18 protein-coding genes and 1 pseudogene are annotated in these 24,275 nt (G+C 67.9%); 13 read left to right on the top strand and 6 right to left on the bottom strand.

Going from position 1 to position 24,275, the window contains the following annotated elements; translation table 11 throughout:
• Window positions 1-4 precede the first annotated feature (4 nt).
• The 5 genes from KUH32_RS13815 (at window position 5) to KUH32_RS13795 (ending at window position 7,489) form a co-directional block, all read left to right on the top strand.
• Window positions 5-871, top strand: coding sequence for a helix-turn-helix transcriptional regulator (locus KUH32_RS13815; RefSeq protein WP_254899171.1), 867 nt, complete (start codon window positions 5-7; stop codon window positions 869-871).
• Between the two features lie 233 nt (window positions 872-1,104).
• The gene (locus KUH32_RS13810; protein WP_217779189.1) at window positions 1,105-2,781 is read left to right on the top strand and encodes an ABC transporter substrate-binding protein; all 1,677 of its coding nucleotides are present in this window, start codon (window positions 1,105-1,107) and stop codon (window positions 2,779-2,781) included.
• 119 nt (window positions 2,782-2,900) lie between these two features.
• Window positions 2,901-4,049, top strand: a complete 1,149-nt coding sequence (locus tag KUH32_RS13805; protein WP_217779188.1) for an ABC transporter permease — start codon at window positions 2,901-2,903, stop codon at window positions 4,047-4,049.
• A 13-nt stretch (window positions 4,050-4,062) separates the two neighbouring features.
• Window positions 4,063-5,256 (top strand): ABC transporter permease, encoded by a 1,194-nt coding sequence (locus tag KUH32_RS13800; RefSeq protein ID WP_217779187.1) that lies wholly within the window; start codon window positions 4,063-4,065, stop codon window positions 5,254-5,256.
• A gap of 148 nt (window positions 5,257-5,404) precedes the next feature.
• Window positions 5,405-7,489, top strand: a complete 2,085-nt coding sequence (locus KUH32_RS13795; protein ID WP_217779186.1) for a dipeptide ABC transporter ATP-binding protein — start codon at window positions 5,405-5,407, stop codon at window positions 7,487-7,489.
• A gap of 76 nt (window positions 7,490-7,565) precedes the next feature.
• On the opposite strand, the gene KUH32_RS13790 is transcribed toward KUH32_RS13795, so the two are convergent.
• The gene (locus KUH32_RS13790; RefSeq protein WP_217779185.1) at window positions 7,566-8,648 is read right to left on the bottom strand and encodes an Acg family FMN-binding oxidoreductase; all 1,083 of its coding nucleotides are present in this window, start codon (window positions 8,646-8,648) and stop codon (window positions 7,566-7,568) included.
• A gap of 243 nt (window positions 8,649-8,891) precedes the next feature.
• Entirely contained in the window at window positions 8,892-9,503 is a 612-nt protein-coding gene (locus tag KUH32_RS13785) for a lytic transglycosylase domain-containing protein (protein WP_217779184.1), read from the bottom strand.
• A 187-nt stretch (window positions 9,504-9,690) separates the two neighbouring features.
• Between KUH32_RS13785 and ssb the strand changes: the two genes are divergently transcribed.
• Together ssb and KUH32_RS13775 are read left to right on the top strand one after the other, a co-directional pair.
• Window positions 9,691-10,206 (top strand): single-stranded DNA-binding protein, encoded by a 516-nt coding sequence (ssb, locus tag KUH32_RS13780; protein ID WP_217779183.1) that lies wholly within the window; start codon window positions 9,691-9,693, stop codon window positions 10,204-10,206.
• A gap of 133 nt (window positions 10,207-10,339) precedes the next feature.
• On the top strand, window positions 10,340-11,410 hold the full coding sequence (locus tag KUH32_RS13775; RefSeq protein ID WP_217779182.1) for a site-2 protease family protein: 1,071 nt from the start codon (window positions 10,340-10,342) through the stop codon (window positions 11,408-11,410).
• Window positions 11,411-11,419: 9 nt separating this feature from the next.
• On the opposite strand, the gene aroB is transcribed toward KUH32_RS13775, so the two are convergent.
• Both aroB and KUH32_RS13765 read right to left on the bottom strand, forming a co-directional pair.
• Entirely contained in the window at window positions 11,420-12,532 is a 1,113-nt protein-coding gene (gene aroB / locus KUH32_RS13770; RefSeq protein WP_217779181.1) for a 3-dehydroquinate synthase, read from the bottom strand.
• The gene (locus tag KUH32_RS13765) at window positions 12,529-13,098 is read right to left on the bottom strand and encodes a shikimate kinase (RefSeq protein WP_217779180.1); all 570 of its coding nucleotides are present in this window, start codon (window positions 13,096-13,098) and stop codon (window positions 12,529-12,531) included. The genes aroB and KUH32_RS13765 overlap by 4 nt, the downstream gene beginning before the upstream one ends.
• Before the next feature lie 100 nt (window positions 13,099-13,198).
• On the opposite strand from KUH32_RS13765, the gene KUH32_RS13760 reads away from it, so the two are divergent.
• From KUH32_RS13760 to KUH32_RS13750, 3 genes are read left to right on the top strand one after another with little or no spacing between them, the layout of a single operon-like run.
• Window positions 13,199-13,348, top strand: a complete 150-nt coding sequence (locus KUH32_RS13760; protein ID WP_217779179.1) for a hypothetical protein — start codon at window positions 13,199-13,201, stop codon at window positions 13,346-13,348.
• Window positions 13,338-14,891 (top strand): hypothetical protein, encoded by a 1,554-nt coding sequence (locus tag KUH32_RS13755; RefSeq protein WP_254899170.1) that lies wholly within the window; start codon window positions 13,338-13,340, stop codon window positions 14,889-14,891. Before KUH32_RS13760 ends, KUH32_RS13755 begins: the two co-directional genes overlap by 11 nt.
• Entirely contained in the window at window positions 14,888-15,811 is a 924-nt protein-coding gene (locus KUH32_RS13750; RefSeq protein WP_217779178.1) for a site-specific tyrosine recombinase XerD, read from the top strand. The genes KUH32_RS13755 and KUH32_RS13750 overlap by 4 nt, the downstream gene beginning before the upstream one ends.
• On the opposite strand, the gene KUH32_RS13745 is transcribed toward KUH32_RS13750, so the two are convergent.
• Window positions 15,790-16,611 carry a metallophosphoesterase family protein gene (locus KUH32_RS13745; protein WP_217779177.1) on the bottom strand — a complete coding sequence of 274 codons (822 nt, stop codon included), beginning with the start codon at window positions 16,609-16,611 and terminating at the stop codon, window positions 15,790-15,792. The genes KUH32_RS13750 and KUH32_RS13745 overlap by 22 nt on opposite strands.
• Window positions 16,612-16,679: 68 nt before the next feature.
• Between KUH32_RS13745 and KUH32_RS13740 the strand changes: the two genes are divergently transcribed.
• The 3 genes and pseudogenes from KUH32_RS13740 to KUH32_RS13730 all read left to right on the top strand — a co-directional run bounded on the left by KUH32_RS13740 (window position 16,680) and on the right by KUH32_RS13730 (window position 21,701).
• On the top strand, window positions 16,680-17,990 hold the full coding sequence (locus KUH32_RS13740; RefSeq protein WP_217779176.1) for an HlyC/CorC family transporter: 1,311 nt from the start codon (window positions 16,680-16,682) through the stop codon (window positions 17,988-17,990).
• Between the two features lie 370 nt (window positions 17,991-18,360).
• Window positions 18,361-20,766, top strand: a pseudogene (locus tag KUH32_RS13735) (GcvT family protein); the annotation flags it as partial.
• A gap of 326 nt (window positions 20,767-21,092) precedes the next feature.
• Entirely contained in the window at window positions 21,093-21,701 is a 609-nt protein-coding gene (locus KUH32_RS13730) for a nucleotidyltransferase family protein (RefSeq protein WP_217779174.1), read from the top strand.
• Window positions 21,702-21,895: 194 nt separating this feature from the next.
• On the opposite strand, the gene KUH32_RS13725 is transcribed toward KUH32_RS13730, so the two are convergent.
• On the bottom strand, window positions 21,896-24,275 hold a 2,380-nt coding region (locus KUH32_RS13725), incomplete at its 5' end, for a Hint domain-containing protein (RefSeq protein ID WP_217779173.1).

Genomic DNA, 24,275 nt, shown 5'->3' with positions numbered 1-24,275 from the left:
CGCGATGACGACCGCCGCCAGACCGGTCTTTGCCCGCTCGACCGGCACAGCTGACGAAGGCGGCGAAGCATCCGGCATCCGCTGCGGATCGCTGGGGCTGGCGATGCAGCCCGCGCCGTGGCGCTTCACCCTGGCCCATGACCGGCCCACCAACCTGCTGATCTGGTTCACCCGCGGCCAGGGCCGGGTGATGGTCAACGGCCTGCGCCGCGGGGTGTCCGCCCATGCCGCGCTCTACCTGCCCGCGGGCACGCTCTTTGCGCTCGACCCCGGCCCGCAGGCCCAGGCGCTGATGGTCGAAAGCCCGGCGGGCCTGACCGGACGGCTCCCGCGGGAACCGCTGCTGCTGCGCGTCCGCGACGGTCTGGCCCAGGCCGAACTGACCGGCACCATCGACGCCATGACCCGCGAACTGGCGCAGAACCGTCCGCTGATGGCCGACGCGCTCGAGGCGCATATCCGGCTGATCGCGGTCTGGCTGCACCGACAGGTCGCCGCCGGGGCGCTGGACGCGCCCAAACCCGATGCCGCCCAGCGCCTCGCACGCCGGTTCGCACGGCTGGTCGTCCAGGATTTCCGCACCCCGCGCGTGATGGCCGACTACGCCGCCGCGCTGGACGTCACGCCCACGCACCTGACCCGCGTGCTGCGCCGCGCCAGCGGGCGCACCGCCGCCGATCTGCTGACCGACCGCAAGCTGCACGAGGCCCGGCGCCTGCTGGCGCTGCCGGCGCCCCCGGTCAAGGACGTGGCGGCGATGCTGGGCTTTCAATCGGCGGCCTATTTCACCCGCTTCATCCGCAACCACACGGCGCACAGCCCCTCGGCGCTGCGCAAGCGCGCGCAGACCGGCCCGGCAAAGGCGACGTAGGGTCAACTCCCCGGCATCAGAGCAATCGGCCCTTGCACGACGGGTCTTGTCGTTTTTGAATAGAGTCGATGTCGCTTTTGGGCTCCATTATGGCGAAACCGGTCGTTGACTGTCCACGCCATCTGGGGCGCAATGGATCGGCAACGGCCAAGCCAATCAACCGCCGTCCGGGAAACGGTGCAAAACGAATAACGGCCGGACAAGACAACCAAATGTGTCACAGGGAGACGAAGATGACGCACATGAACAATCCGCGGCGGGTCCACCCCGCTGCAGAGATGTACGCGCGTGAATTCAAGCAGGGCCTCATGGACCGCCGCGAATTCCTCACGCGCGCCACGGCGCTCGGCCTCAGCGCCGGCGCCGCCTATGCGCTTGGCGGGCTCGGCAGCCCGGCCCAGGCCGCGGCGCATGCCCAGCAGGGCGGCACGATGCGCATCCAGCAGGAAGTGCGCGCCATCAAGGATCCGCGCACCATGGACTGGACGCAGATCTCGAACTTCACCCGCGGCTGGCTGGAATACATGGTCGAGTACAACCGCGATGGCAGCCTGCGCGGCCTGCTGCTGGAAGGCTGGTCGACCAACGACAACGCCACCGAATACACGCTGAACGTCCGCCCGGGCGTGACATGGAACAACGGCGATCCCTTCACCGCCGATGACGTGGTGCGGATGTTCGAATACTGGTGCGACAAGGAAGTCGAAGGCAACTCGATGGCCGGCCGCATGGCCACGCTGATCGACGCCTCGACCAACAAGCTGATCGCCGGCGCGGTGACAAAGGTCGACGACATGACCGTCAGCGTCAAGCTGCCCGCGCCCGACATCTCGATCATCGTCGGCATGGCCGACTACCCGGCCGCGGTCGTCCATTCCAGCCATTCCGGCGATGCCGCCGACATGCTGGCCAACCCGATCGGCACCGGCCCCTACCTGCCGGAATCGCTCGAGGTCGGCGTCAAGGGCGTTCTGGTGCGCAACGAGAACCACAACTGGTGGGGCGCGACCGCAGAAGGCATCGGCGGTGCCTATCTCGACCGGATCGAATACATCGACTACGGTACTGATCCGGCCAGCTGGATCTCGGCGGTGGAATCCGACGAAGTCGACATGCTCTACCAGAACGTCAACGAGTTCATCGACATCGCCGACGCCATCGGCTGGGAGAAATCCGAGGTCGTCACCGGCGCCACCGTCGTGTGCCGCTTCAACCAGCAGACCCTGGTGGGCGACAGCGCGCCCTATGCCGATGTGCGCGTGCGCCAGGCGGTCAGCCAGGCGGTGGACAACTCGGTGGTGCTCGACCTGGGCTATGCCGGGCTGGGCGTGCAGGCCGACAACCACCACGTCGCGCCGGTGCATCCCGAATATGCCGATATCGGCCGCCCAATCTTTGACCCCGCCGGGTCGGTGGCGCTGCTCGAAGAGGCCGGCATGGCCGATTTCGAGCACGAGCTGATCACGCTGGACGACGGCTTCACCAAGAACTCGGGCGACGCCATCGCCGCGCAGATGCGCGACGCCGGCATCAGCGTCAAACGGACGATCCTGCCCGGCTCGACCTTCTGGAACGACTGGGCCAAGTACCCGTTCTCGATCACCGAATGGAACCACCGCCCGCTGGGTGTCCAGGTCCTGGCGCTGGCCTACCGTTCGGGCGAGGCGTGGAACGAATCCGGCTATGCCAACCCGGAATTCGACGCCCTGCTGAACGAGGCGATGTCGATCGCCGACGCCGATGCGCGCCGCGTGGTGATGGAAAAGATCGAAACGCTGTTCCGCAACGACGCGGTCATCATCCAGCCCTACTGGCGGTCGCTCTACCGCCACTACAAGGCCGGCGTGGTCGGGGCCGAGATGCACCCCTCCTTCGAGATCCACGTCTACAAGCTGGGCTTCGCGGCCTGATCCGAAACCGCCAGCGGGCCGTCCCATCGGGGCGGCCCGCGCACTTTCCGGCCCGTGCCGGAACAACAACGACGACCGGCGGGACGAACCCGGCCGCAACAGACCGATAGGGGCGCCTGATGGGACTATTCCTCTTACGCAGGATCTCGGTGATGATCCTGACGGCCCTTTGCCTGACGTTCATCGTGTTCTTCCTGACCAATCTCTACCCGAACCTGGAAAAGCTCGCGAAATCCGAGGGCAATTTCCGGATGCACGAGATCGAGGTCGCGACCTGGCTGTCCAACCGCGGCTACCGGTCGCCCGTCGATCCCGAGCTTCTGCGCCAGTTCCGCGCCCAGGAAATCTCGCGCGACGAAGCCGCCGCACAGGTCAATACCGGCTTTGACGCCCGCCTGTTCCGCAGCTACGGCGAATGGCTGGGGGTGCTGCCCGGCCACATCACCCAGGGCGCCGACGGCAAGGTCCGGTCGCGCTGCTTCGGCGAGATCGCCTCGGTCGACGCGATCCCCGAGGGGCAAGGCCGCTTCTGCGGCGTGCTGCAGGGCGATTGGGGCTTTTCCACCGTCTTCAAGGACGAGGTCGGCACGATCATCGCCACCCGCCTCGCGCTGACCGGCAAGCTGATGTTCTGGGTCATGATGCTGATGGTGCCCTCGGCGCTGATCCTGGGCGTGCTGGCTGGCATGCGCGAAGGCTCGACCACCGACCGGGCGCTGTCGACCGTCGCGATCACCACCACCGCCACGCCGGAATACGTCTCGGGGGTGATCTTCATCGCCGTCTTCACCTCGTCCGCCGTCGGCCTGCAATGGTTCAACGGCTCGGCCACGCAGGCGATGGACAACGCGACATTCGAGAATTTCTTCCTGCCGGTGCTGACCATCGCGCTGTACGGCATGGGCTATATCGCGCGGATGACACGGGCCAGCATGGCCGAGGTCATGACCGCGCAATACATCCGCACCGCGCGGCTCAAGGGCGTGTCCTTCCCGAACATCGTGATGAAACACGCCTTGCGCAACGCGCTCATCGCGCCCTTCACCGTCATCATGCTCCAGTTCCCCTGGCTGCTGAACGGCGTCGTCATCGTCGAGACGCTGTTCAACTACAAGGGCTTCGGCTGGACGCTGGTGCAGGCGGCGGGCAACAACGACATCGAGCTGCTTCTGGGCGTCTCGGTCGTTTCGGTCATCGTGGTTCTGGTGACGCAGCTGATCTCGGATATCGGCTATGTCTACCTGAATCCGCGGATCTCGGTCAGTTGAGGGGGGCGGTCTGATGGAAGTTCTTACCTGGGGCGGCATCATCGCCCGCGTTCTCGCCCAGTTCACCCCGGTCTGGATCGCGCTGGTGCTGCTGTTCACCGTGTCGATCCTGTTCAAGCGGCGGCTGGGGCTTTACGGCAAGCTGTTCGACAGCCCGATCGGCATGGTCGGTTTCGCGCTGGTGATGTTCTGGGTCTTCACCGGCATCTTCGGCGCCTTCGACCTGATCGTCACCCATGACGCGCTGGCGCAGGTCGCGCAGCTCAAGAACAAGGTGCCCGGCACGCCGCTGCCCAACCCCGAGGACGGGCTCTATCCCTACTACCTTCTGGGCGGCGACAATCTGGGCCGCGACGTGTTTTCCCGCATGATCAAGGGCGCCTGGGTGGTGGTGCAGATCGCACCGCTGGCCACTCTGTTTGCCTTCATGGTCGGCATCACGCTGGGCCTGCCCGCCGGCTATTACGGCGGCCGGCTGGATACCGGCCTGTCGTTCCTCGCCAACCTGATCCTGGCCTTCCCGGTGATCCTGCTGTTCTACCTGCTGGTCACGCCGGAAATCATCGCCACCGGCATTCCCAACTACATGGCCGTCGTGCTGTTCGTCTTTCCGCTGGTCTTCGCGCTGGTGCTGCTGAATTCGCGCTACCACACGCGGCCCAGCCTGCGCACGCCGCTGCTGGTGGGTGTGCTGGGGCTGATGGCGTGGCTCTACCTGTCGCTGGTCTCCGAAGTCGGATCGCCCGTGCAGGTGATCCCCGGCTTCGCCGATCTGTTCGACGTGCCGGGCGGCATTCTGGTGGTGTTCGTCAGCGTGGTCTTCGTCAACTCGCCCACCGTCTTCCGGATCGTGCGCGGGCTGACCATGGACATCAAGACGCGCGACTACGTGGCCGCCGCCCAGACCCGCGGCGAAGGGCCGTGGTACATCATGCTGTGGGAAATCCTGCCCAACGCGCGCGGGCCGCTGATCGTCGATTTCTGCCTGCGCATCGGCTATACCACGATCCTTCTGGGCACGCTGGGCTTCTTCGGGCTGGGCCTGCCGCCCGAAAGCCCCGACTGGGGCACCACGATCAATGACGGGCGGCGGCTGTTGCGGGTGTTCATGCATCCCGCGCTGGTGCCCGCCGTGGCGCTGCTGACGCTGGTGCTGGGCCTGAACCTGCTGGCCGACGGGCTGCGCGAGGAAAGCCTGCGAGACTGATGAACGGCGGACCAGGGGCCAGCCCCCCGCGCGCCAAAGGCGCGCAAACGTAAAATGGGAAGGCGCCCCTTTGGGGCGACACCCCGGAGTTTACCTGGCAAGATGAAGACCTGTCGCGGTCTTCCTGCCCCCGAACCGGGAGAGCGACATGAAAGACGCCTATGACGGCCCCATCCTCGAGATCGACAAGCTGTCGATCTCGTTCTTCACCCGGTTGCGGGAAATCCCCGCGGTGATGGATTTCTCGGTCTCGGTCATGCCCGGCGAGGCGGTGGGCCTGGTCGGGGAATCCGGCTGCGGCAAGTCCACCGTGGCGCTCGGCGTGATGCAGGACCTGGGCAAGAACGGCCGCGTCGTCGGCGGCTCGATCAAGTTCAAGGGCCGCGACCTGAGCACCCTCTCGCCCGAGGAATTGCGCGACATCCGCGGGTCCGAGATCGCGATGATCTACCAGGAACCGATGGCCAGCCTGAACCCGGCGATGAAGATCGGCCGGCAATTGATGGAAGTGCCGCTGATTCACCGGCAGGTCAGCGAAAAGGAGGCCTACGAGCGCGCGCTTCAGGTCGTGACGGACGTGAAACTGCCCGACCCCAAGCGCATCCTCGACGCCTATCCCCACCAGCTGTCCGGCGGCCAGCAGCAGCGCATCGTCATCGCCATGGCGCTGATGGCCGAACCGTCGCTGCTGATCCTGGACGAACCCACCACCGCGCTGGATGTCACCGTCGAGGCCGCGGTGGTCGAACTGGTCAAGGAGCTGGGTCAGAAATACGGCACCTCGATGCTGTTCATCAGCCACAACCTGGGCCTGGTGCTGGAAACCTGCGACCGGCTTTGCGTGATGTATTCCGGCGAGGCGGTGGAGCGCGGCTCGATCGAGGATGTGTTCGACGAGATGCAGCACCCCTATACCCAGGCCCTGTTCCGCTCGATCCCGCTGCCCGGCGCCGACAAGAACGCCCGTCCCCTGGTGGCGATCCCCGGCAATTTCCCCCTGCCCCACGAACGCCCGCCCGGCTGCAATTTCGGCCCGCGCTGCGACTATTTCGAGCCCGGCCGCTGCGACGCGCAGGCCATCCCGATGTTCACCGTGCCCGGCAACGACCGCCACGCCACGCGCTGCCTGAAATTCGCCGAGATCGACTGGAATGCGCCGCTGGCCGGGATCGTGACCAAGGACAAGGCCGAACCGGGCCGCGTCGTGCTGAAGATGGACGCGCTCAAGAAATACTACGAGGTGGCCGCCAACGCGCTGTTCGGCGGATCGGCCGGCAAGAAGGTGGTCAAGGCCAACGAGACGCTCAGCTTCGAGGCCCGTGAAAGCGAAACGCTGGCGATCGTGGGCGAATCGGGCTGCGGCAAGTCGACCTTCGCCAAGGTGCTGATGGGGCTGGAAACCGCCACCGACGGAAAGATCATCCTGGACAACCGCGAGATCCAGGACATCGCGATCGAGGCCCGCGACACCAAGACCATCGCCGATGTGCAGATGGTCTTCCAGAACCCCTTCGACACGCTGAACCCGTCGATGACGGTGGGCCGCCAGATCATGCGCGCGCTCGAGATCTTCGGCGTCGGCGACAGCGAGGCCGCGCGCCGCAAGCGGATGCTGGAGCTGCTCGACCTCGTGAAACTGCCGCGCGCCTTCGCCGACCGGATGCCGCGGCAATTGTCCGGCGGGCAGAAACAGCGCGTCGGCATCGCCCGCGCCTTTGCCGGGGATGCGCGCATCGTGGTGGCCGATGAGCCGGTCTCGGCGCTGGACGTCAGCGTGCAGGCCGCGGTCACCGACCTGCTGATGGAAATCCAGCGCGAAAAGAAGACCACGCTGCTGTTCATCAGCCACGACCTGTCGATCGTGCGCTACCTGTCGGACCGCGTGATGGTCATGTATCTGGGCCACGTGGTCGAACTGGGTTCGACCGAACAGGTCTTCTCGCCGCCCTACCACCCTTATACCGAGGCGCTGCTGAGCGCCGTGCCCATCGCCGACACCCGCGTCGAGAAAAAGCACATCGTGCTCGAAGGCGACATCCCGTCGGCGATGAACCCGCCGCCGGGCTGCCCGTTCCAGACCCGCTGCCGCTGGAAGGACAAGGTCGCGGGCGGGCTGTGCGAGAAAGAGGTGCCGCCGGTGCGCCACCTCGCCGACGGTCACCAGATCAAGTGCCACCTGCCGGACGCCGATCTGGCCGACATGGAACCGGTCATCAAGATCGCCGCGGAATAGGCGCGGGTCGGCACGGGTATCGGTCCGGTCGCCGCGCCGGAACCGGCGACCGGAATGGCAGGCCCGCTTGCGCCGGTCAGACCATGCGCATCACGTCGGCGACCGGGCGCCGCAGCGACCGCGGCATGGCCGGCCCGCGTCCGAACCGCACCAGCAGGTCCGGTCTTCGATCGGTCACGCCCAGCAGCCCGGCCAGCTGCGGTCGGTATTCCGGCACCTCGAGCGGCTGGTTCAGGAACGCGGTCTTCAGATCCAGCGCCGTGGCCTGCAAGGCAAAGCGCTGATAGCTGCGCCCGGCGGCGACCCAGTGTTCGGCATCGTCGCGGTCCGAGACGAAGATCGCCAACCCGGCCGACGACCGCACCTGAGCCGCGGTCTTCTCGTTCTCCGCCTCCGGCGTGAAGACGCGCGGAAACATCCTCTGGCCGATCCATTGCGGCATGGTCGGGTTGCCCGAACAGGCGCTGAACAGCCCGTCGCCGGTATCGACCGCGGCCGCTGCGCTGAACCGCAGCCAGTCGCCCAGTTCGGCGACAAAGGCCGGGTCGGCGATCTGCACCGCGTTGGCGGCCAGGATCAGGTCCAGGATCGCCGCGACCTCGGCCGGTTCGGTGACCAGCAGAACGCGGCAGCCGTCGACCTGCGCGGCGCGCTCGAGCAGCGACAGGTCGGCGGCGGACACCGTGCTGCCGTCATACAGGCTGCGGCTGCATTGACGCGCGGTGATGGCCGCGAAAAGCGGGTCCTCGGCGCCGCCGGGTGCCAGGTCGACCGCAATCGCCCCGTCCGCCCCGAACGACAAGGCCGACGCCTTGCCCTCGGCGCCCGCCGCCAGCATCAGGTTTTCCGCGGCGCAGCCCAGCGTCGCGAACAGGTGATGGTCGTCGGGATCGGCGACCGGCGTGCGCCGCGTGGTGTCGGGCAGGATGCGGATCGGGCCGGACCCGGCCTCGAAAATCCACGGTTGGGTGTTGTGGCTGTTGGCGGCCAGCGTCGCGTAATGCACCAGCCGGCCGATTTCCGGCGCCGCCGGGTCGGCGGGCTGCCACGTGGCGGCGGCCACGGCCTCGTAATCCGGGCCGCCCAGCAAGGCATATCCGCCCGCCGCGACCACGGCGGCGGCGCTGGCCCCGGCAAGCACCTGTCTGCGTTTCATCATCGGACGTCTCCATCAATGACCGATCACGGTGCGGTCTTACGCCCGGTCGCCGGGCGGCGCGTTGCGACAGGTCAAACGCGCGCGACGGACCTCGAAAAAACACCGCTGCAAGGCCGGTCCTGCACGGAATTTCGGCACGGTCCGACAGCCCCCGTCCCGGGCCGGGCCGGCTGCATCGGGTGGGGTCGGTGAATCGAGTCGGTGGATCGGGCTCCGCGCTGGCTGGACGGCGCGGTCCGGGCCTCAGCTGCCCCAGATCTTCTTCACGTAGTTCCTTGTCTCGCGATAGGGCGGCACGCCACCGTGCTTTTCCACCGCGCCGGGCCCGGCATTGTAGGCCGCCAGCGCCAGCCGCCACGACCGGAACTTGCCGTGCATCATCTTGAGATAGCGCGCGCCGCCATCCAGGTTCTGCGCCGGGTCATGCGGGTTCACGCCCAGCAGCTTGGCCGTGCCCGGCATCAGCTGCGCCAGCCCGATCGCGCCCTTGTGCGACCTGGCCTTGGGATCGAACCGGCTTTCCTGGTTGACCAGCCGCAGGAACAGGTCCTCGGGGATGCCGTGGCGGCGCGCGGCGGCGCGGGCCATCTCGGCATATTGCCCGTTATAGCGGCCGCGATAGGACGGAACCGTGCCGTCATCCTCGATCACGCCATACTTGGTGGGCGTGATCACCTTGGGCGGCTGAAGCCGGACCGAATTGTTGTATTGCTGCGCCGCACGACTGTCCAAGACCCGGGTCTGGCTGGAAAACAGCCCCGCGCGGTTCTTGGTGGAAATCGTCTCGGCCTCGGCATAGCCCGCCGCAAGAACTCCGCTCGCCGCCAATACGGCGATTGCCTGCCTGACACCCATGCGCTGTCTCTGTCCCTCGGGTCAACCGCGCGCACTATACCGGCATTTTCCGAAATCTCCAGATGCACCGGTTCACCCCTTATTTACCCTGTTGCGCTGGTGTAACCTCGCACGACCAAATTCCGGCGCGGATTCGCCGGCAGATATCCAAGACGACCCGGAACCCGGGCGGAAAAGGGGGAAATCCATGGCAGGTTCGGTCAACAAGGTCATCCTGATCGGCAATCTCGGGCGCGACCCCGAAGTGCGGACGTTCCAGAACGGCGGCAAGGTGTGCAACCTGCGCATCGCGACCTCGGAGAACTGGAAGGACCGCAACACCGGCGAACGGCGGGAAAAGACCGAATGGCATTCGGTCGCGATCTTCTCCGAACCGCTGGCCCGCATCGCCGAACAATACCTGCGCAAGGGCTCCAAGGTGTATATCGAGGGCCAGCTGGAAACCCGCAAATGGCAGGACCAGTCCGGCCAGGACCGCTATTCGACCGAGGTCGTGCTGCGGCCCTACCGGGGCGAACTGACCCTGCTCGACAGCCGCGACGGCGGCGGCGGCGGTGGTGGCGGCGGCGATTACGGCGGCGGCTATGGCGGCGATTACGGCGGCAGCGACGACTATGGTGGCGGCAGCGGCGGCAGCAGCGGCGGCGGCTCGGGCCCGTCGCGGGCGCCCGCACGCGATCTCGACGACGAGATCCCGTTCTAGAACACAGCGGTCCCACCTCCGCCCCGGGCAGGCCCTGGTCCGCTCCGGGCGCATGATCGCGCGCAGCACCGGGCGCAGCGGCAAACCGCCCTGCCCGCTGGCACATCCCGCCCGCGCGCCTTATGTCTAGGCCATGAGCTGGTCTTTCCCCATCGGCCGCCTGCTCGGGTCCGAGCTGCGCGTGCACGCCACCTTCTTCCTGCTGCTCGCCTGGGTGGCCTTTTCGGCCTATGGCAGCGGCGGCAGCCAGGCCGCGCTGGCCAACACCGCCTTCATCCTGGTGCTGTTCGCCTGCGTCGTGGCGCATGAATACGGCCACGCGCTGATGGCCCGGCGCTTCGGCATCCGCACGCCCGACATCACGCTGCTGCCCATCGGCGGGCTGGCGCGGCTGGAACGGATGCCCGAAAAGCCCGGCCAGGAACTGGCCGTGGCGCTGGCCGGCCCGGCGGTCAACGTGGTGATCTGGGCGGCGCTGGTGGTGATCGTCGGCGTGCCCACCGATGTCCGGAGCCTTGCCGATTTCTCGGCCGGTCCCGCGGAATTCCTGGGCCGCGTCGCCGCGGTCAACCTGTTCCTCGCGGTGTTCAACCTGATCCCGGCCTTCCCGATGGATGGCGGCCGGGTGCTGCGCGCCGTGCTGTCGATCTTCACCGGGCGCGTCCGCGCCACCCGCATCGCCGCCACCGCCGGTCAGATCGTGGCGCTGCTGTTCGGCTTCTGGGGCGCCAGCAGCGGCAATATCGTGCTGATCCTGATCGCGGTCTTCGTCTTCCTCGCCGCCCAGGCCGAAGCCGCGGATGTCCAGAACCGCGCCATCGCCCACGGTCTCAGCGCCCGCGACGCCGTCATCACCAGCTTTGAACCGCTGTCGCCCGACGACACGCTGGCGATGGCCGGCCAGGCGCTGATCCGCACCACCCAGCACGAATTCCCGGTACTCGCCGCCGATGGGCGGCTGGCCGGGTTCCTGACCCGCTCGGCGCTGCTGCGCGGCATGGCCGAAGGCGCCGCCACGCGCCCGGTGTCGGACATGATGGAAACCGACGTGCCCGTCCTGCCGCTTTCGGCGCCGCTGGAACAGGTGCTGGATGCGCTGGCCCAGGCCCCGGCGGTGGCGGTGACCGACCGGTTCGGCGCGCTGGCGGGCTACATCACGCGCGAAAACATCGGCGAACTGATGGTGCTGCGTCAGCCGCGCTAACGCGCGATTTCAACGGCTTGTCAGCTGTTCCTCAAGCAGTCCCAGCACTGCGCCCGCCGGCACGTCCGCGGTCACGAAGGCCGCGCCGATACCGCGCGCCAGGATGAACCGCAACTGCCCGTCGATCACCTTCTTGTCCTGCCCCATCAGTGCCAGCAGCGCGCCCGCATCCGGCAGATCGCCGGGAATATCGGCCAGGTCGCGCTTCATCCCCATCGCCGCCAGATGCGCCCGCACCCGGCTGGGATCCTCCTGCGCGCACAGCCCCAGCCGCGCCGACAGCGCAAAGGCCAGCGCGCAGCCGATCGCCACGCCTTCGCCATGCAGCAGCCGGTCGGAATAGCCCGTCGCCGCCTCCAGCGCGTGACAGAATGTATGGCCCAGGTTCAGCAGCGCCCGGTCGCCCTGCTCGGTCTCGTCGCGCACGACGATCTCGGCCTTCATCTCGACCGACCGGCGCACCGCATGGACCCGCGCGGCCATGTCCCCGCCGGCCAGCGCCGGGCCGTTGACCTCGAGCCAGTCGAAGAAATCCGCATCCCCCAGCAGCCCGTATTTCACCACTTCGCCATAACCGGCCAGGAAATCGCGCCGCGGCAGCGTGTCCAGCACCGCGGTATCCGCCAGCACCAGGGCGGGCTGGTGGAACGCGCCCACCAGGTTCTTGCCCGCGGGGCTGTTGATCGCGGTCTTGCCGCCGACCGAACTGTCGACCTGCGCCAGCAGGGACGTCGGCACCTGCACATAGGCCACGCCGCGCCGCAGGATCGCGCAGGCAAAGCCCACCAGGTCGCCGATCACGCCGCCGCCCAGGGCGACGACCACGTCGCGCCGTTCGACCTTTTGCTCCAGCAGCCATTCCACCACCTGCTGCAACGGCCCCCAGCTTTTCGTGGCTTCGCCCGCGGGCAGGGTCAGCGCGACGCTGTCGATCCCTTCGGCGCGCAAGGCCGCCTGAAAGCGCTCCAGATGCGCGGCGCCGACATGGGCGTCGGTGACGATGGCCAGCCGCTTGCGGCGCAGCAGGGGCGCGATTTCGGCGCCTGCGCGGTCCAGCAGCCCCGGGCCGATGCGCACATCGTATTCCCGCCCCGGCAGGGGCACATGCACCGTTTCGATCATGCCGCCTTCTCCAGCACGCCGCCGTGATCCTTCAACGCCTCGATGACCTTGTGCGCCATCGCGTCGATCGACAGGCCCGGTTCGGCCTTCACCCGCACCGCGGCCTTGGCATAGACCGGCGTGCGCGCCTCGTAGAGGCCGCGCAGCGTGCCCAGCGGGTCGGACGTCTGCAACAGCGGCCGCGTCGCCTTGTGCCGCACCCGGTTCCACAACAGGTCCAGATCGGCATCCAGCCAGACCGACACCCCCTCGCGGGCGATCAGGTCGCGATTGGCCTCGCTCAGGAACGCCCCGCCGCCGGTCGACAACACGCCCGGCGTGGCGCGCAGCAGCCGTTCGATCACCTGGCTTTCCTTGCGGCGGAAAAAAGCCTCGCCGTCGCGGGCGAAGATCTCGGCGATGGACATGTTGGCGGCGGCCTCGATCTCGTGATCCGAATCGCAGAACGCCACGCCCAGCTTGGCGGCGACGGCGCGGCCCACGGCGGTCTTGCCGGCACCCATCATGCCCACCATGACCACGGTCTTGACCAGCCTGACCGGAAAAGTCCCTTGTTTCTCGGCCATCTGCCGCCCATTTGATTGCCTGAGCGGTTGAATGACGTGATCTGGCGCAAAAGGCCAGCTATAAAGCGGAAAAAAGGCGGGGCAGGATCGGGGCGAAACCATGGGTCGATTGCTGAAATGGCTGTTTTACCTGCTGGTGCTCGGCGCACTGGCGCTGACCGCCTATGCCTATGTCGGGCCGTATTTCGGTGCCGATTTCACCCCGCCGCAGACCGAGCGGCGCCTGCCCGTCACGCTCGATGCGGACTAGGGCACTCGGCCTGATCCTCGCCCTCGCGGCGGCGCCGGTCCTGGCCCAGGACGACCCGCTTTCGGCGATCGACTGGCTGGGCACCGATCTCTTGCCGCGCCAGACCGCGCGCCCGCTGCCCGCGCCGGTGAACCCGGCCGACGAACCGCCGGTCGCCGACAGCGCGCTTGCGCCGCAAGTCGACGCACAGCCGCTCGATGCGCCCAACCCCGCCGCCGCCGGCCTGCTGCCTCCGGCGGCCACCGGCCTGCCGGTGACGCTCTGGCAGGGCTCCGATGCCGCGCGGCTGTCCGACCTGGTGCAGGCCACCGACCTTGCCGTGCCCGCGATGACCGGGCTCATGACCATGCTGCTGCTGGCCGAAGCCGACCCGCCCTCGGGCCCCGGCAACGGCGTGCCCTTCCTCGCCGCGCGGCTGGACCGGCTGCTCGATCTGGGCGCCGTCGACCAGGCCGGGGCGCTTCTGGACCGGGCCGGACCGCGCCAGGCAGTGCTGTTCGACCGCTGGGCGCAGATCGGCCTGCTGACCGGCGACGGCGTGCCCGCCTGCCAGGCGCTTGCGGCCGAACCGCGGCTCAGCGCCGACACCGCGCTGCGGGTCTATTGCACCGCCCGCGACGGCGACTGGACGCGGGCGGCGCTGATCCTGCAGACCATGGGCGCGCTCGGCGACATGCCGCCGCGCACCGCGACCCTGCTGGCGCTGTTTCTCGACCCCGAACTGGCCGATGACATCGCCGCCCCGCCGCCGCCCGCGCGGCCCAGCCCGCTGGAATACCGCCTGTACGAGGCTTTGGGCGAACCGCTGCCCACCGCCGCCCTGCCGCGCGCCTTCGCGGTGCTGGACCTCGCCGGCAACAATGGCTGGAAGGCCCAGATCGAGGCCGCCGAACGGCTGGCCCGCGCCGGCACCCTGCCGGCCAATCGCCTGCTCGGCCTCTACACGCTGCGCCAGCCTGCCGCCTCGGGCGGGCTGTGGGACCGCGTCGCGGCCTTCCAGGCATTCGAGGCGGCGCTCGACAGCGACGCCGCCGGCACGCGCTCGCGCGCGCTGGAACAACTCTGGCCGCAGATGCGCAGCGCCGGGCTTCTGGTGCCGGTCGCGGCGCTGTTCGCCGACCGCATCGCGGGCCTGGAATTCGAGGGCCGCGCCGCGCTGATGGCCCGCTACGCGCTGCTGCTCTCGCCCGAATACGAGGCACTCGGCGCCCGCGACGACGACACCGATCCGCGCCTGCGCTTCCTGTCGGACATCGCCCGCGGCGCCGCCCCCGGCGTCATCCCCGACCTGCCCCATGCCGACCCCGTCGCCGCGGCCTTTTCCGGCGCGCCGATGCCCGAGACCCTGCAATCCCAGCTGACCCAGGGCCGCCTGGGCGAAGTCATCCTGCGCGCCATGGCGCTGTTCGCCTCGGGCGCCGAGGGCAACACCGAAGACCTGACCGACGCGCTGGCCACCCTGCGCCGGGTCGGGCTCGAGGACGCCGCCCGCCGCGCCGCGCTGCAACTGGTGATCCTCGACGCCGAACGGGCGCGGCGATGACCGCGCGCTGGCTGCCGGTCTTTCTCGAAGCCATGGCGGCGGAACGCGGCGCCGCCTCGAACACGCTGGCCGCCTATGCCCGCGACCTGCAGGATTTCACCGCCTGGCTGGCCGCGAAGAATCTCGGCCCCGAGACATGCCAGCGCGCCGATGTCGAAGCCTACCTGGTCGATTGCGACGACGCCGGGCTGGCCAAGGCGACCCGCGCGCGCCGGCTGTCGGCGATCAAGCAGCTCTACCGCTTCGCCTTCGAGGAAGGGCTGCGCGCCGACAACCCCGCCGTGCAGATCACCGGCCCCGGCCGCGACAAGCGCCTGCCCAAGACGCTTTCGGTCGACGAGGTCGACCGCCTGCTCGCCGCTGCCGAAACCCTGGGCCGCAACGACGCCGATCGCGCCCGCGACACCTGCCTGATGCAGCTGCTCTACGCCACCGGCATGCGGGTCACCGAACTGGTCTCGCTGCCCGCCGCCGCGGCGCGTGGCGATCCGCGGATGCTGCTGATCCGTGGCAAGGGTGGCAAGGAACGCATGGTGCCGCTGTCGCCGCCCGCCCGCGCCGCGCTGGCCGATTGGCTCGCGCTGCGCGACCGCGCCGAAGACGCGGCGCGTGCCGCCCGCAAGCCGTCCTCGCCCCATCTCTTCCCCTCGCGCGGCAAGGCCGGCCACCTGACCCGCCACGCCTTCTACATGCGCATCAAGGATCTCGCCGTGCATGGCGGCGTCCCGCCTGCCAAGGTCACGCCGCACACCCTGCGCCACGCCTTCGCCACGCATCTGCTGCAGAACGGCGCCGACCTGCGCGCGATCCAGACCTTTCTCGGCCATGCCGACGTCGCCACGACCGAAATCTACACCCACGTGCTCGAGGAACGGCTCAAGGACCTGGTGCTCGACCATCACCCGCTGGCGCGCGACTGATTCCGCATCACAGGCGGCAGCACGTCGCTCGACGGCCAGCGCCCGCTGACCAGCGCATCGTGATAGCCCTGCACCAGCCCCGCCGCGACCATCGCCGCGCGCGCCGCGCGATGGTCGTAATCCAGCCGCTCCAGCGTGATCCGCCCATCGCCGTGCAGCAGCGCGAACCGGGTCTGCGCGCGCCCATCGTCGGGCGGCAGGCCGATCGCCCCGGCATTCACCCACAAAACGCCATCGATCGCGCGCTGGAAGGCGACCCCGCAATGGCCCGCGAAAACCACGTCAATGTCGCCGCATAACGACCTGACAAGGCTCAACTCCTCAAGAAATTCCGCCTCTGGTGACGCCGGCCACAGGAACCGCGCCACATCCGACACCCCGCCATGCAGCGCGACGCAGCGCCGGCCGCGCCAGTCAAAGCGCACCAGGTCCGGCAGCGCCGCCATCCAGCCGCGCTGCGCCGCGCCGCACGCCGCATCGGCGAACCCGAACCAGCCCGCCGACAGCCGGTCGCAGACCGTGCCTTCGGCAAAGCCGCACCCGCAATCGCCCGCGCCCGTGCCCAGCTGCTTTTCGACATTTCCCGCGATGCAGGCCACATCCCAGTCGCGCATCGCCGCGACGCAGCCCAGCGGATCGGCGCCATAGGCCACCACGTCGCCGGTGCAGACCACGTCCCCGCGCCCGACGCCCAGCGCCCCTGCCCGCGCCCGCAACGCCGCCAGCGCCTGCCGGTTGGAATAGACCCCGCCGAAGACCAGCGCCCGGTCCGCCACCGCTCCCAGCTCCGCGATCCGCATGTCCAGCCCCTTGATTGCCGGGCGCCCCACCCCCATAACCAGCCGCAGATTACAGGATTTGCCCCACCATGGAAGCTTCCACGACCCTCGATTCGGCCTTCTGGATGACCGCGGCCGCCATCCTGGCGCTGCTGACGCTGTCGGCCTTCTTCTCCGGCTCGGAAACCGCGCTGACCGCCGCGTCGCGCGGCAAGCTGCGCGCGGCCCAGGACCGCGGCAACAAGGGCGCGGCCCGGGCGTTGCAGATCACCGAGGACAACGAACGCCTGATCGGCTCGGTGCTGCTGGGCAACAACCTGGTCAACATCCTGGCGACCTCGCTGGCCACCGCGCTGCTCACCCGGGTCTTCGGCGAAAGCGGCGTGGCGCTGGCGACGCTGGTGATGACGCTGCTGGTGCTGATCTTCGCCGAGGTGCTGCCCAAGACCTACGCCATCACCAACCCCGAAACCGCCGCCTCGCGCGTCGCCGCCCCGATCGGCGTGGTGGTGCGGCTCTTCGCGCCGGTGGTCAGCGCCGTGCGCCTGCTGGTGCGCGGCGTGCTGCGCATCTTCGGCGTCAAGACCGACCCCGACAGCCACATCCTGGCAGTGCGCGAGGAAATCGCCGGCGCGCTGCAACTGGGCCATTCCGAAGGCGTGGTCCAGAAAGAGGACCGCGACCGCATCCTCGGCGCGCTCGATCTTTCCGAACGCACGGTCGAGGAAATCATGCTCCACCGCTCCGGGATCGAGATGATCAATGCCGACAGCGAACCCCAGGCGATCCTGCAGCAATGCCTGGAATCCAGCTTCACCCGCCTGCCGGTCTACCGCGACGACCCCGAGAACATCATCGGCATGATCCACGCCAAGGACCTGCTGCGCGCCATGTACAAGCGCATCTCGGATGCCGGCGAAACCGGCAGCTTCGACGCGCTGGCCGATTTCAACATCTCCGAAGTGGCGATGAAGCCCTATTTCATCCCCGACACCACCACGCTCGACGACCAGATGCGCCAGTTCCTGCGCCGCCGCACCCATTTCGCGCTGGTGGTGGACGAATACGGCGCGCTGCAGGGCCTGATCACGCTCGAGGACATCCTCGAGGAAATCGTCGGCGAGATCACCGATGAATTCGACCCCGATGCCGACCACCCGGTGCGCATGGCCGACGATGGCCATTACTGGATCGACGGCGCCATGACGATCCGCGATCTCAACCGCGCCACCGACTGGAACCTGCCCGACGACGAGGCCAACACCATCGCCGGGCTGGTCATCCACGAGGCCCAGATGATCCCCACCGTGGGCCAGGTCTTTTCCTTCCACGGCTTCCGCTTCGAGGTGACGGGCCGCGAACACAACCGCATCACCAAGCTCAAGGTCCGCCCGCTCTGACGGCTCCCGTGCCGGGGGGCCAGCCCCCCAAGGGCGGCAAGCCGCCCTTTCCCCCCGGAGTTTTTCGGGCAAGATGAAGGGCGCGGGATCGTCTTCATCTTGCCCGGCAAACTCCGGAGCGCGAGGCAGCGCCTCGCACGGGGGGTGTGGGGGGTCTCCCCCACGAAAGGAACGCGGGTGTGGGGGTCTCCCCCACAAAGGAACGCGGGTGTGGGGGTCTTCGCACGCAAGGAATGCGGGAATGGGGCGCAGCCCCAGCGGCAAAGAGTGCGCCGAAGGTGCCCATTTTCGACAAGGCCTGTCGCTTTCTGACACGATCCGGCGTCGGGCCCGCGCTTGACTGGCCCAAACCGGCAAGCGAGGCGTCCCCATGAAAACCACCACCCGTGTCGTCGTCATCGGAGGCGGCGTCGTCGGCGCCTCGGTGCTCTACCACCTGACCAAGCTCGGCTGGTCCGACGTCATGCTGGTCGAACGCGCCGAACTGACCTCGGGTTCGACCTGGCACGCCGCCGGCGGCTTCCACACGCTCAACGGCGACACCAACATGGCGGCGCTGCAGGGCTACACGATCAACCTCTACCGCGAGCTGGAACAGATCACCGGCCTCAGCTGCGGGCTGCACCATGTCGGCGGGCTGACGCTGGCCGATACCGACGAACGGCTGGACCAGCTCAAGGCCGAGCGCGCCAAACACCGCTACATGGGGCTGGAAACCGAGATCCTCGGCGTCGACGAGGTCATCGCCCGCGCGCCCATCATCAATCCCGACGGCATCAAGGGCGCGCTCTTCGATCCGCTCGACGGCCATCTCGATCCCTCGGGCACCACCCTGGCCTATGCCAAGGCCGCGCGCATGGGCGGCGCCACCATCGAGACCCATTGCATGGTGCGCGAGACCACCCAGCGCCCGGACGGCACCTGGGACGTGGTCACCGACAAGGGCACCATCCACACCGAACACGTGGTCAATGCGGGCGGGCTCTGGGCGCGCGAGGTGGCGGCGATGGCCGGCATCTACGCGCCGCTGCATCCGATGGAACACCAGTACCTGGTGACCGACGACATCCCCGAGATCTACGAACGCGCCAGCGAACACCCCCACGTGATCGATCCCGGCGGCGAAAGCTATCTGCGCCAGGAAGGCCGCGGGCTGTGCATCGGCTTCTACGAGAAACCCTGCCGCGCCTGGGCCATCGACGGCACGCCCTGGAGCTTCGGCGCCGAGCTTCTGCCCGACGATTTCGACAAGATCGAGGACAGCATCGCCTTTGCCTACAAACGCTTTCCGATCCTCGAACGCGCCGGGGTCAAGCGGGTGATCCACGGCCCCTTCACCTTCGCCCCCGACGGCAACCCCCTGATCGGCCCGATCCCCGGCCTGCAAGGCTATTGGTCGGCCTGCGGCGTCATGGCCGGGTTCAGCCAGGGCGGCGGCGTGGGCCTGATGCTGGCGCAATGGATGATCCACGGCGAATGCGAACGCAACACCGCCGCCTTCGACGTCGCCCGGTTCGGCGACTGGATCAGCCCGGGCTATACCCGCCCCAAGGTGATCGAGAATTACCAGACCCGGTTCTCGGTCTCCTACCCGAACGAGGAAAAGCCCGCCGCGCGCCCGCACCGCACCACGCCGATGCATGACATCTTCGATCGCATGGGCGCGGTCTGGGGTCATCAATACGGGCTCGAGGTGGTCAACTACTTCGCCCGGGGCGACGAGCCGCGCTACGAAACGCCCTCCTTCCGCCGCTCCAACGCCTTTGCCGCCACCGCCCGCGAAGTCGCCGCCGTGCGCGGCGGCGTCGGCATCAACGAGATCCACAATTTCGGCAAGTATCGCGTCACCGGCGCGGGCGCCCGTGCCTGGCTCGACCGGATCATGGCCGGCCGCATCCCCCGGCCCGGCCGGCTGTCGCTCACGCCCATGCTGTCGCCCGCCGGGCGCATCATCGGCGACTTCACCGTCTCCTGCCTGGCCGAGGACCGCTTTCAGCTGACCGCCTCCTACGGCACGCAGGCCTATCACCTGCGCTGGTTTCTGCAGAACCTGGACGACGGCGTGAGCGTTGAGAACATTTCGGACCGGCGCACCGGTTTCCAGCTGGCCGGGCCGAAAGCGCGCGCCGTGCTGGCCGCCTGCACCCGGACGGATATCTCGGACATGGCGTTCCTGGACGTGCGCGAACTGGTCGTCGGCCAGGTCAACACGCTGGTGCAGCGGGTCAGCTATACCGGCGACCTGGGGTTCGAGATCTATTGCGACCCGATGGACCAGCGCCAGCTCTGGGCGACCCTCTGGCAAGCCGGCCAGCCGCACGGCATGGCGCCCTTCGGGATGCGCGCGATGATGTCGCTGCGGCTCGACAAGGCGTTCGGGTCCTGGGGCCGCGAATACTCGCCCGACTACACCGCGGCAGAGACCGGGCTCGACCGGTTCATCGCGTTCAAGAAGACCGCCGATTTCATCGGCCGCGCCGCCGCCGAGGCCGAACGCGCCAGCCCGCCCGAACGCACCGCGGTGGTCTTTGCCGTCGATGCCGGGGATGCCGATGTGAACGCCTACGAGCCGGTCTGGGTCGACGGCAAGGTCGTGGGCTTCTGCACGTCGGGCGGCTATTCGCACCACACGCAGACCTCGGTCGCGCTGGCGCTGATCCCGCGCGCGCTGCTCCGCGACGGGCTGCAGGCCGAAATCGAGATCCTGGGCGAGATGCGCAAGGCCCGGCTGCTCACCGAACCGCTGTTCGACGCGGACGGGGCGCGGATGCGGGGAGACGGTTCGGGCATCGGAAACGCGCCGGCTTTCGTCGCGCCAACACCGAATTCTCCGCGAATTAACCTTTCCTGACCGTTCCTTGACGGTTTTGACGCCTGACCTGACGCCGATCCGCAGCAATCCGTCCTGAACACGCGGGAAACGAGTCGTATCGCAAGAAATCGCGCATGGCGTGTGCCCGGGTCGGACCCGGCAATCTGTCCCGAATTTCAGGTGTTTGGGACGGATTGCTGTCGTTGCGCCCCGACCGTTCGGCGCGTTCACCCCGCCGCGCGCCGCGTTTTCCTTGCGTCAACTACGCCCGCTTGCGCTATGGTCCCGGCATGGGAGGCATCGCGATTCTGATTCCCGCCGCGGGCGCAAGCCGGCGCATGCGGGGCATCGACAAGCTGCTGCAGCAGGTCGACGGCCTGCCGCTTTTGCGGCGGCAGGTCCTGCGTGCCTGCGCGGTCGCCGATCATGTCACCGTCACCTTGCCCGATGCCGATCACCCGCGCGCCGCTGCCCTTTCCGGGCTGGGCGTGCAGCTTGTCGAAGTGCCGGATTCCGATCTCGGCATGTCCGCCTCGATCCGGCGCGGCGTGGCGTTCCTGCCCCGATCCCTGGACGCGGTGATGATCGTTCCCGCCGATATGCCCGAGATTAGCGAAGACGATTTACGCAGTATCATCAAGGGCTTTCGCTCCGAAGCGCATGCAACGCTTCAGCAGGGAACATCGCAGGACGGCCAGCCCGGCCATCCGGTCCTGTTTCCCGCCGACTGCATCCCTTCGTTGATGTCGTTGAACGGCGACCGCGGCGCGCGGGCAGTGATCGACGCAAACCGCCATCGTCTGCGGCACGTCGCCTTGCCGGACGATCATGCGCTGACCGATCTCGACACGCCCGAGGCCTGGGCGGCCTGGCGCGGCGCGGAACCGGCGCTGCCCTGACCCTCTCTGTCTTTGCCTTTAAAAGGCCCTGATTTCAGCATCTTGCCGCCTGCATTTCAGGCGATAAACAGGTATCGGCGCCGCAATGGAAAACGGGGCCGCCAAGATCGGCAGCCCCGTCGCCACGGTGTTCCAGTGCGCTCCCCCAGGCACCGGAACACGCTGCATGAACGGTGTTCCGGTCCGGAAAGGACCTAGCGGGTCAAAAGCTGCGCTTCATGCCGCTTCAACGACCTCCGCGCCGAGGAATAAGCCTTTATGCCATCGGCATTTTCCAGCTCCGGGAACAGTTCCAAGATTTCCTGGCGCTGCGCGTTGCCGATGCCGTTGAGGCTGTAGTCGCCCGGCTGGAAGCTTTCGGTCCACGCCCCGTTGCCCAGCACCACCTCGTGCTGGTCGAACATGAAGTGGATATAGCTCACCCCAAGCGTCCGCACCTCGTCCACACCCGGCAGGCCGGTCAGGTGTTTGGCCGCGACAAGCACCTCGCGCTCTTCAAAATACAGCGCCGTCTTGTCATTGGCCACCAACATCCTGTGGTTCGGCGACACCAGCATGTCGTGTTCCGGCAGGTTGTGGCCCAGCGATCCCTTCTGGATCAGGATCGGTTTCATGTGCGGCTTGCGCGCCAGCACATGCCCGGTCAGATCCTTGCGGCCGACCCAGCGGATTTCCTGGATGCCGTTGTCGCGGGTGATGACCTTGTCGCCCTCGCGCAGATCGTCGACCAGCCGCTCGCCTTGCGGCGTGGCGATCAGGGTGCCCGGCGTGAAGCAGGGCACGATCTCTTCGATGTTGAAGAAATCGAACGATCCCGTGACGTTACCGTCGCCATCCAGGAATTCGACCGTGCCGTCGATACCATTCGGATCGCGGCCCGGGCCGTCATCGTCGGGTCGCGCATTGACGATCCGCCAGTCTTCGCCGCGGGTGCCGACGCCGGTCAGGTCCAGCGTGTCGAAATCGTCGCCTTCGAAACCGCCCTGCACCGTGTCGCCGGCGCCGTCGGTCGGGCTGTCGACGATGATCGTGTCGCGATCCGCCCCACCATCGATGCTGTCATCCCCGGCGCCGCCGTTCAGCGTGTCGTTGCCCTGGCCGCCCAGCAGCGTGTCGTCGTCGCCGCCGCCCAGCAGAACGTCATCGTCGATGCCGCCATCCAGCAGATCGTCGCCCGACCCGCCGATCAACGTGTCGTCGTCGTCGCCGCCGATCAGCGTGTCGTCGCCCAACGCACCGATCAGGCTGTCGCGGTCATTGTCCGGAACCGGGTCGATATCGTCGGTCAGCTCCAGCACCGGGATGTTGGAACCGTCAATGAAATCATTGCCTTGTCCGCCATCCAGCGTGTCCGAACCGTGCCCGCCGATGATCGAATCGTCGCCCTGGCCGCCCATCACCATGTCGTCGTCGATGCCGGCATCGATGGTGTCGTTGCCGCCACCACCATCGATCGTGTCGGCATCGTCGCCGGTGAAGATCAGGTCGTTGCCCTGGTTGCCCTGCACGCTGTCCCGACCGTCATCCGGGTTCGGATCGGCGGTGAAGCCCAGGTCGTTCAGCAACGTGCCGGGCTCAAAGTTCGGATCGTCACCCGCGTAGTCGCTGAAGGTATCGGTTCCGGCCAGGATCGTGTCGTTACCCTGCCCGCCCAAGATCGTGTCGGCGCCCTGGATATCCGTGATCAGGTCGTCGCCGGTGCCGCCATCGACCAGGTCGTTGTCGATGCCGGGCTCGATCGTGTCATTGCCGGCGCCGCCAAAGATCGTGTCGGCATCGTCGCCGGTGGAGATCAAGTCGTCGCCGGCCGTACCGGTCACGCTGTCCAGGTCGTCCGAAGGATCGGGATCTTCGTCCAGACCGTTCAGCGGGTCGCGGTCCTGATCGGCCGGGTCGACGGGGAACACATCGGTGTCGATGCGACCGCCATCCGGTCCCTCGACCGTCACCGTCACGGTCGCGGTATCGGTGCCGCCATTGCCGTCCGAAATGGTGTATTCGAACGTATCGGTGCCGCTGAAACCGGCATTCGGCGTATAGGTGATCGTTCCGTCCGGATTGATCGAGGCCGAGCCGTTCGCGCCATCGGTGTTCGAGACCACGGTCAGCGGGTCGCCATCGGGGTCGCTGTCATTGCCCAGCACATCGATGACCACGGGCGTGCCCTGTTCGGTGCTGTCGGCGTCGTCCGCCGCCACCGGCGCGTCCTGCACCGGCGTCACGGTGATGACGATCTGGGCGGTATCGGTGCCGCCATTGCCGTCGTCGATGGTGTAGCCGATCGTGTCCTCGCCGGTGAAATCCGCATCCGGCGTGTAGGTCACGGTGCCGTCCGGATTCAGGACCGCCGTGCCGTTCGCCGGCTGTTCGATCGCCGTCACCGTCAGGGGATCGCCATCCGGGTCGCTGTCATTGGCCAGCGGCGTGACGGTGATCGGGGTGTCCTCGGGCGTGCTGTCGGCGTCGTCCGCCGCCACCGGCGCGTCCTGCACCGGCGTCACGGTGATGACGATCTGGGCGGTATCGGTGCCGCCATTGCCGTCGTCGATGGTGTAGCCGATCGTGTCCTCGCCG

This window comes from Thalassococcus arenae (assembly GCF_019104745.1).
In the GTDB taxonomy this organism is placed as follows: Bacteria; Pseudomonadota; Alphaproteobacteria; order Rhodobacterales; family Rhodobacteraceae; genus Thalassococcus_B; species Thalassococcus_B arenae.
Note: the sequence above shows the minus strand (reverse complement) of the source record. Positions and strands in the feature narration are given on the sequence as shown.

Bases quoted from the DNA above. Each gene is read 5' to 3' on its own strand.
- KUH32_RS13795 (WP_217779186.1), top strand. From the start codon at position 5,405: ATGAAAGACGCCTATGACGGCCCCATCCTCGAGATCGACAAGCTGTCG.
- KUH32_RS13785 (WP_217779184.1), bottom strand. From the start codon at position 9,503: ATGGGTGTCAGGCAGGCAATCGCCGTATTGGCGGCGAGCGGAGTTCTT.
- ssb (WP_217779183.1), top strand. From the start codon at position 9,691: ATGGCAGGTTCGGTCAACAAGGTCATCCTGATCGGCAATCTCGGGCGC.
- KUH32_RS13760 (WP_217779179.1), top strand. From the start codon at position 13,199: ATGGGTCGATTGCTGAAATGGCTGTTTTACCTGCTGGTGCTCGGCGCA.
- KUH32_RS13810 (WP_217779189.1), top strand. From the start codon at position 1,105: ATGACGCACATGAACAATCCGCGGCGGGTCCACCCCGCTGCAGAGATG.
- KUH32_RS13790 (WP_217779185.1), bottom strand. From the start codon at position 8,648: ATGATGAAACGCAGACAGGTGCTTGCCGGGGCCAGCGCCGCCGCCGTG.
- KUH32_RS13805 (WP_217779188.1), top strand. From the start codon at position 2,901: ATGGGACTATTCCTCTTACGCAGGATCTCGGTGATGATCCTGACGGCC.
- KUH32_RS13740 (WP_217779176.1), top strand. From the start codon at position 16,680: ATGGAAGCTTCCACGACCCTCGATTCGGCCTTCTGGATGACCGCGGCC.
- KUH32_RS13775 (WP_217779182.1), top strand. From the start codon at position 10,340: ATGAGCTGGTCTTTCCCCATCGGCCGCCTGCTCGGGTCCGAGCTGCGC.
- aroB (WP_217779181.1), bottom strand. From the start codon at position 12,532: ATGATCGAAACGGTGCATGTGCCCCTGCCGGGGCGGGAATACGATGTG.
- KUH32_RS13755 (WP_254899170.1), top strand. From the start codon at position 13,338: ATGCGGACTAGGGCACTCGGCCTGATCCTCGCCCTCGCGGCGGCGCCG.
- KUH32_RS13730 (WP_217779174.1), top strand. From the start codon at position 21,093: ATGGGAGGCATCGCGATTCTGATTCCCGCCGCGGGCGCAAGCCGGCGC.
- KUH32_RS13765 (WP_217779180.1), bottom strand. From the start codon at position 13,098: ATGGCCGAGAAACAAGGGACTTTTCCGGTCAGGCTGGTCAAGACCGTG.
- KUH32_RS13745 (WP_217779177.1), bottom strand. From the start codon at position 16,611: ATGCGGATCGCGGAGCTGGGAGCGGTGGCGGACCGGGCGCTGGTCTTC.
- KUH32_RS13815 (WP_254899171.1), top strand. From the start codon at position 5: ATGACGACCGCCGCCAGACCGGTCTTTGCCCGCTCGACCGGCACAGCT.
- KUH32_RS13800 (WP_217779187.1), top strand. From the start codon at position 4,063: ATGGAAGTTCTTACCTGGGGCGGCATCATCGCCCGCGTTCTCGCCCAG.
- KUH32_RS13750 (WP_217779178.1), top strand. From the start codon at position 14,888: ATGACCGCGCGCTGGCTGCCGGTCTTTCTCGAAGCCATGGCGGCGGAA.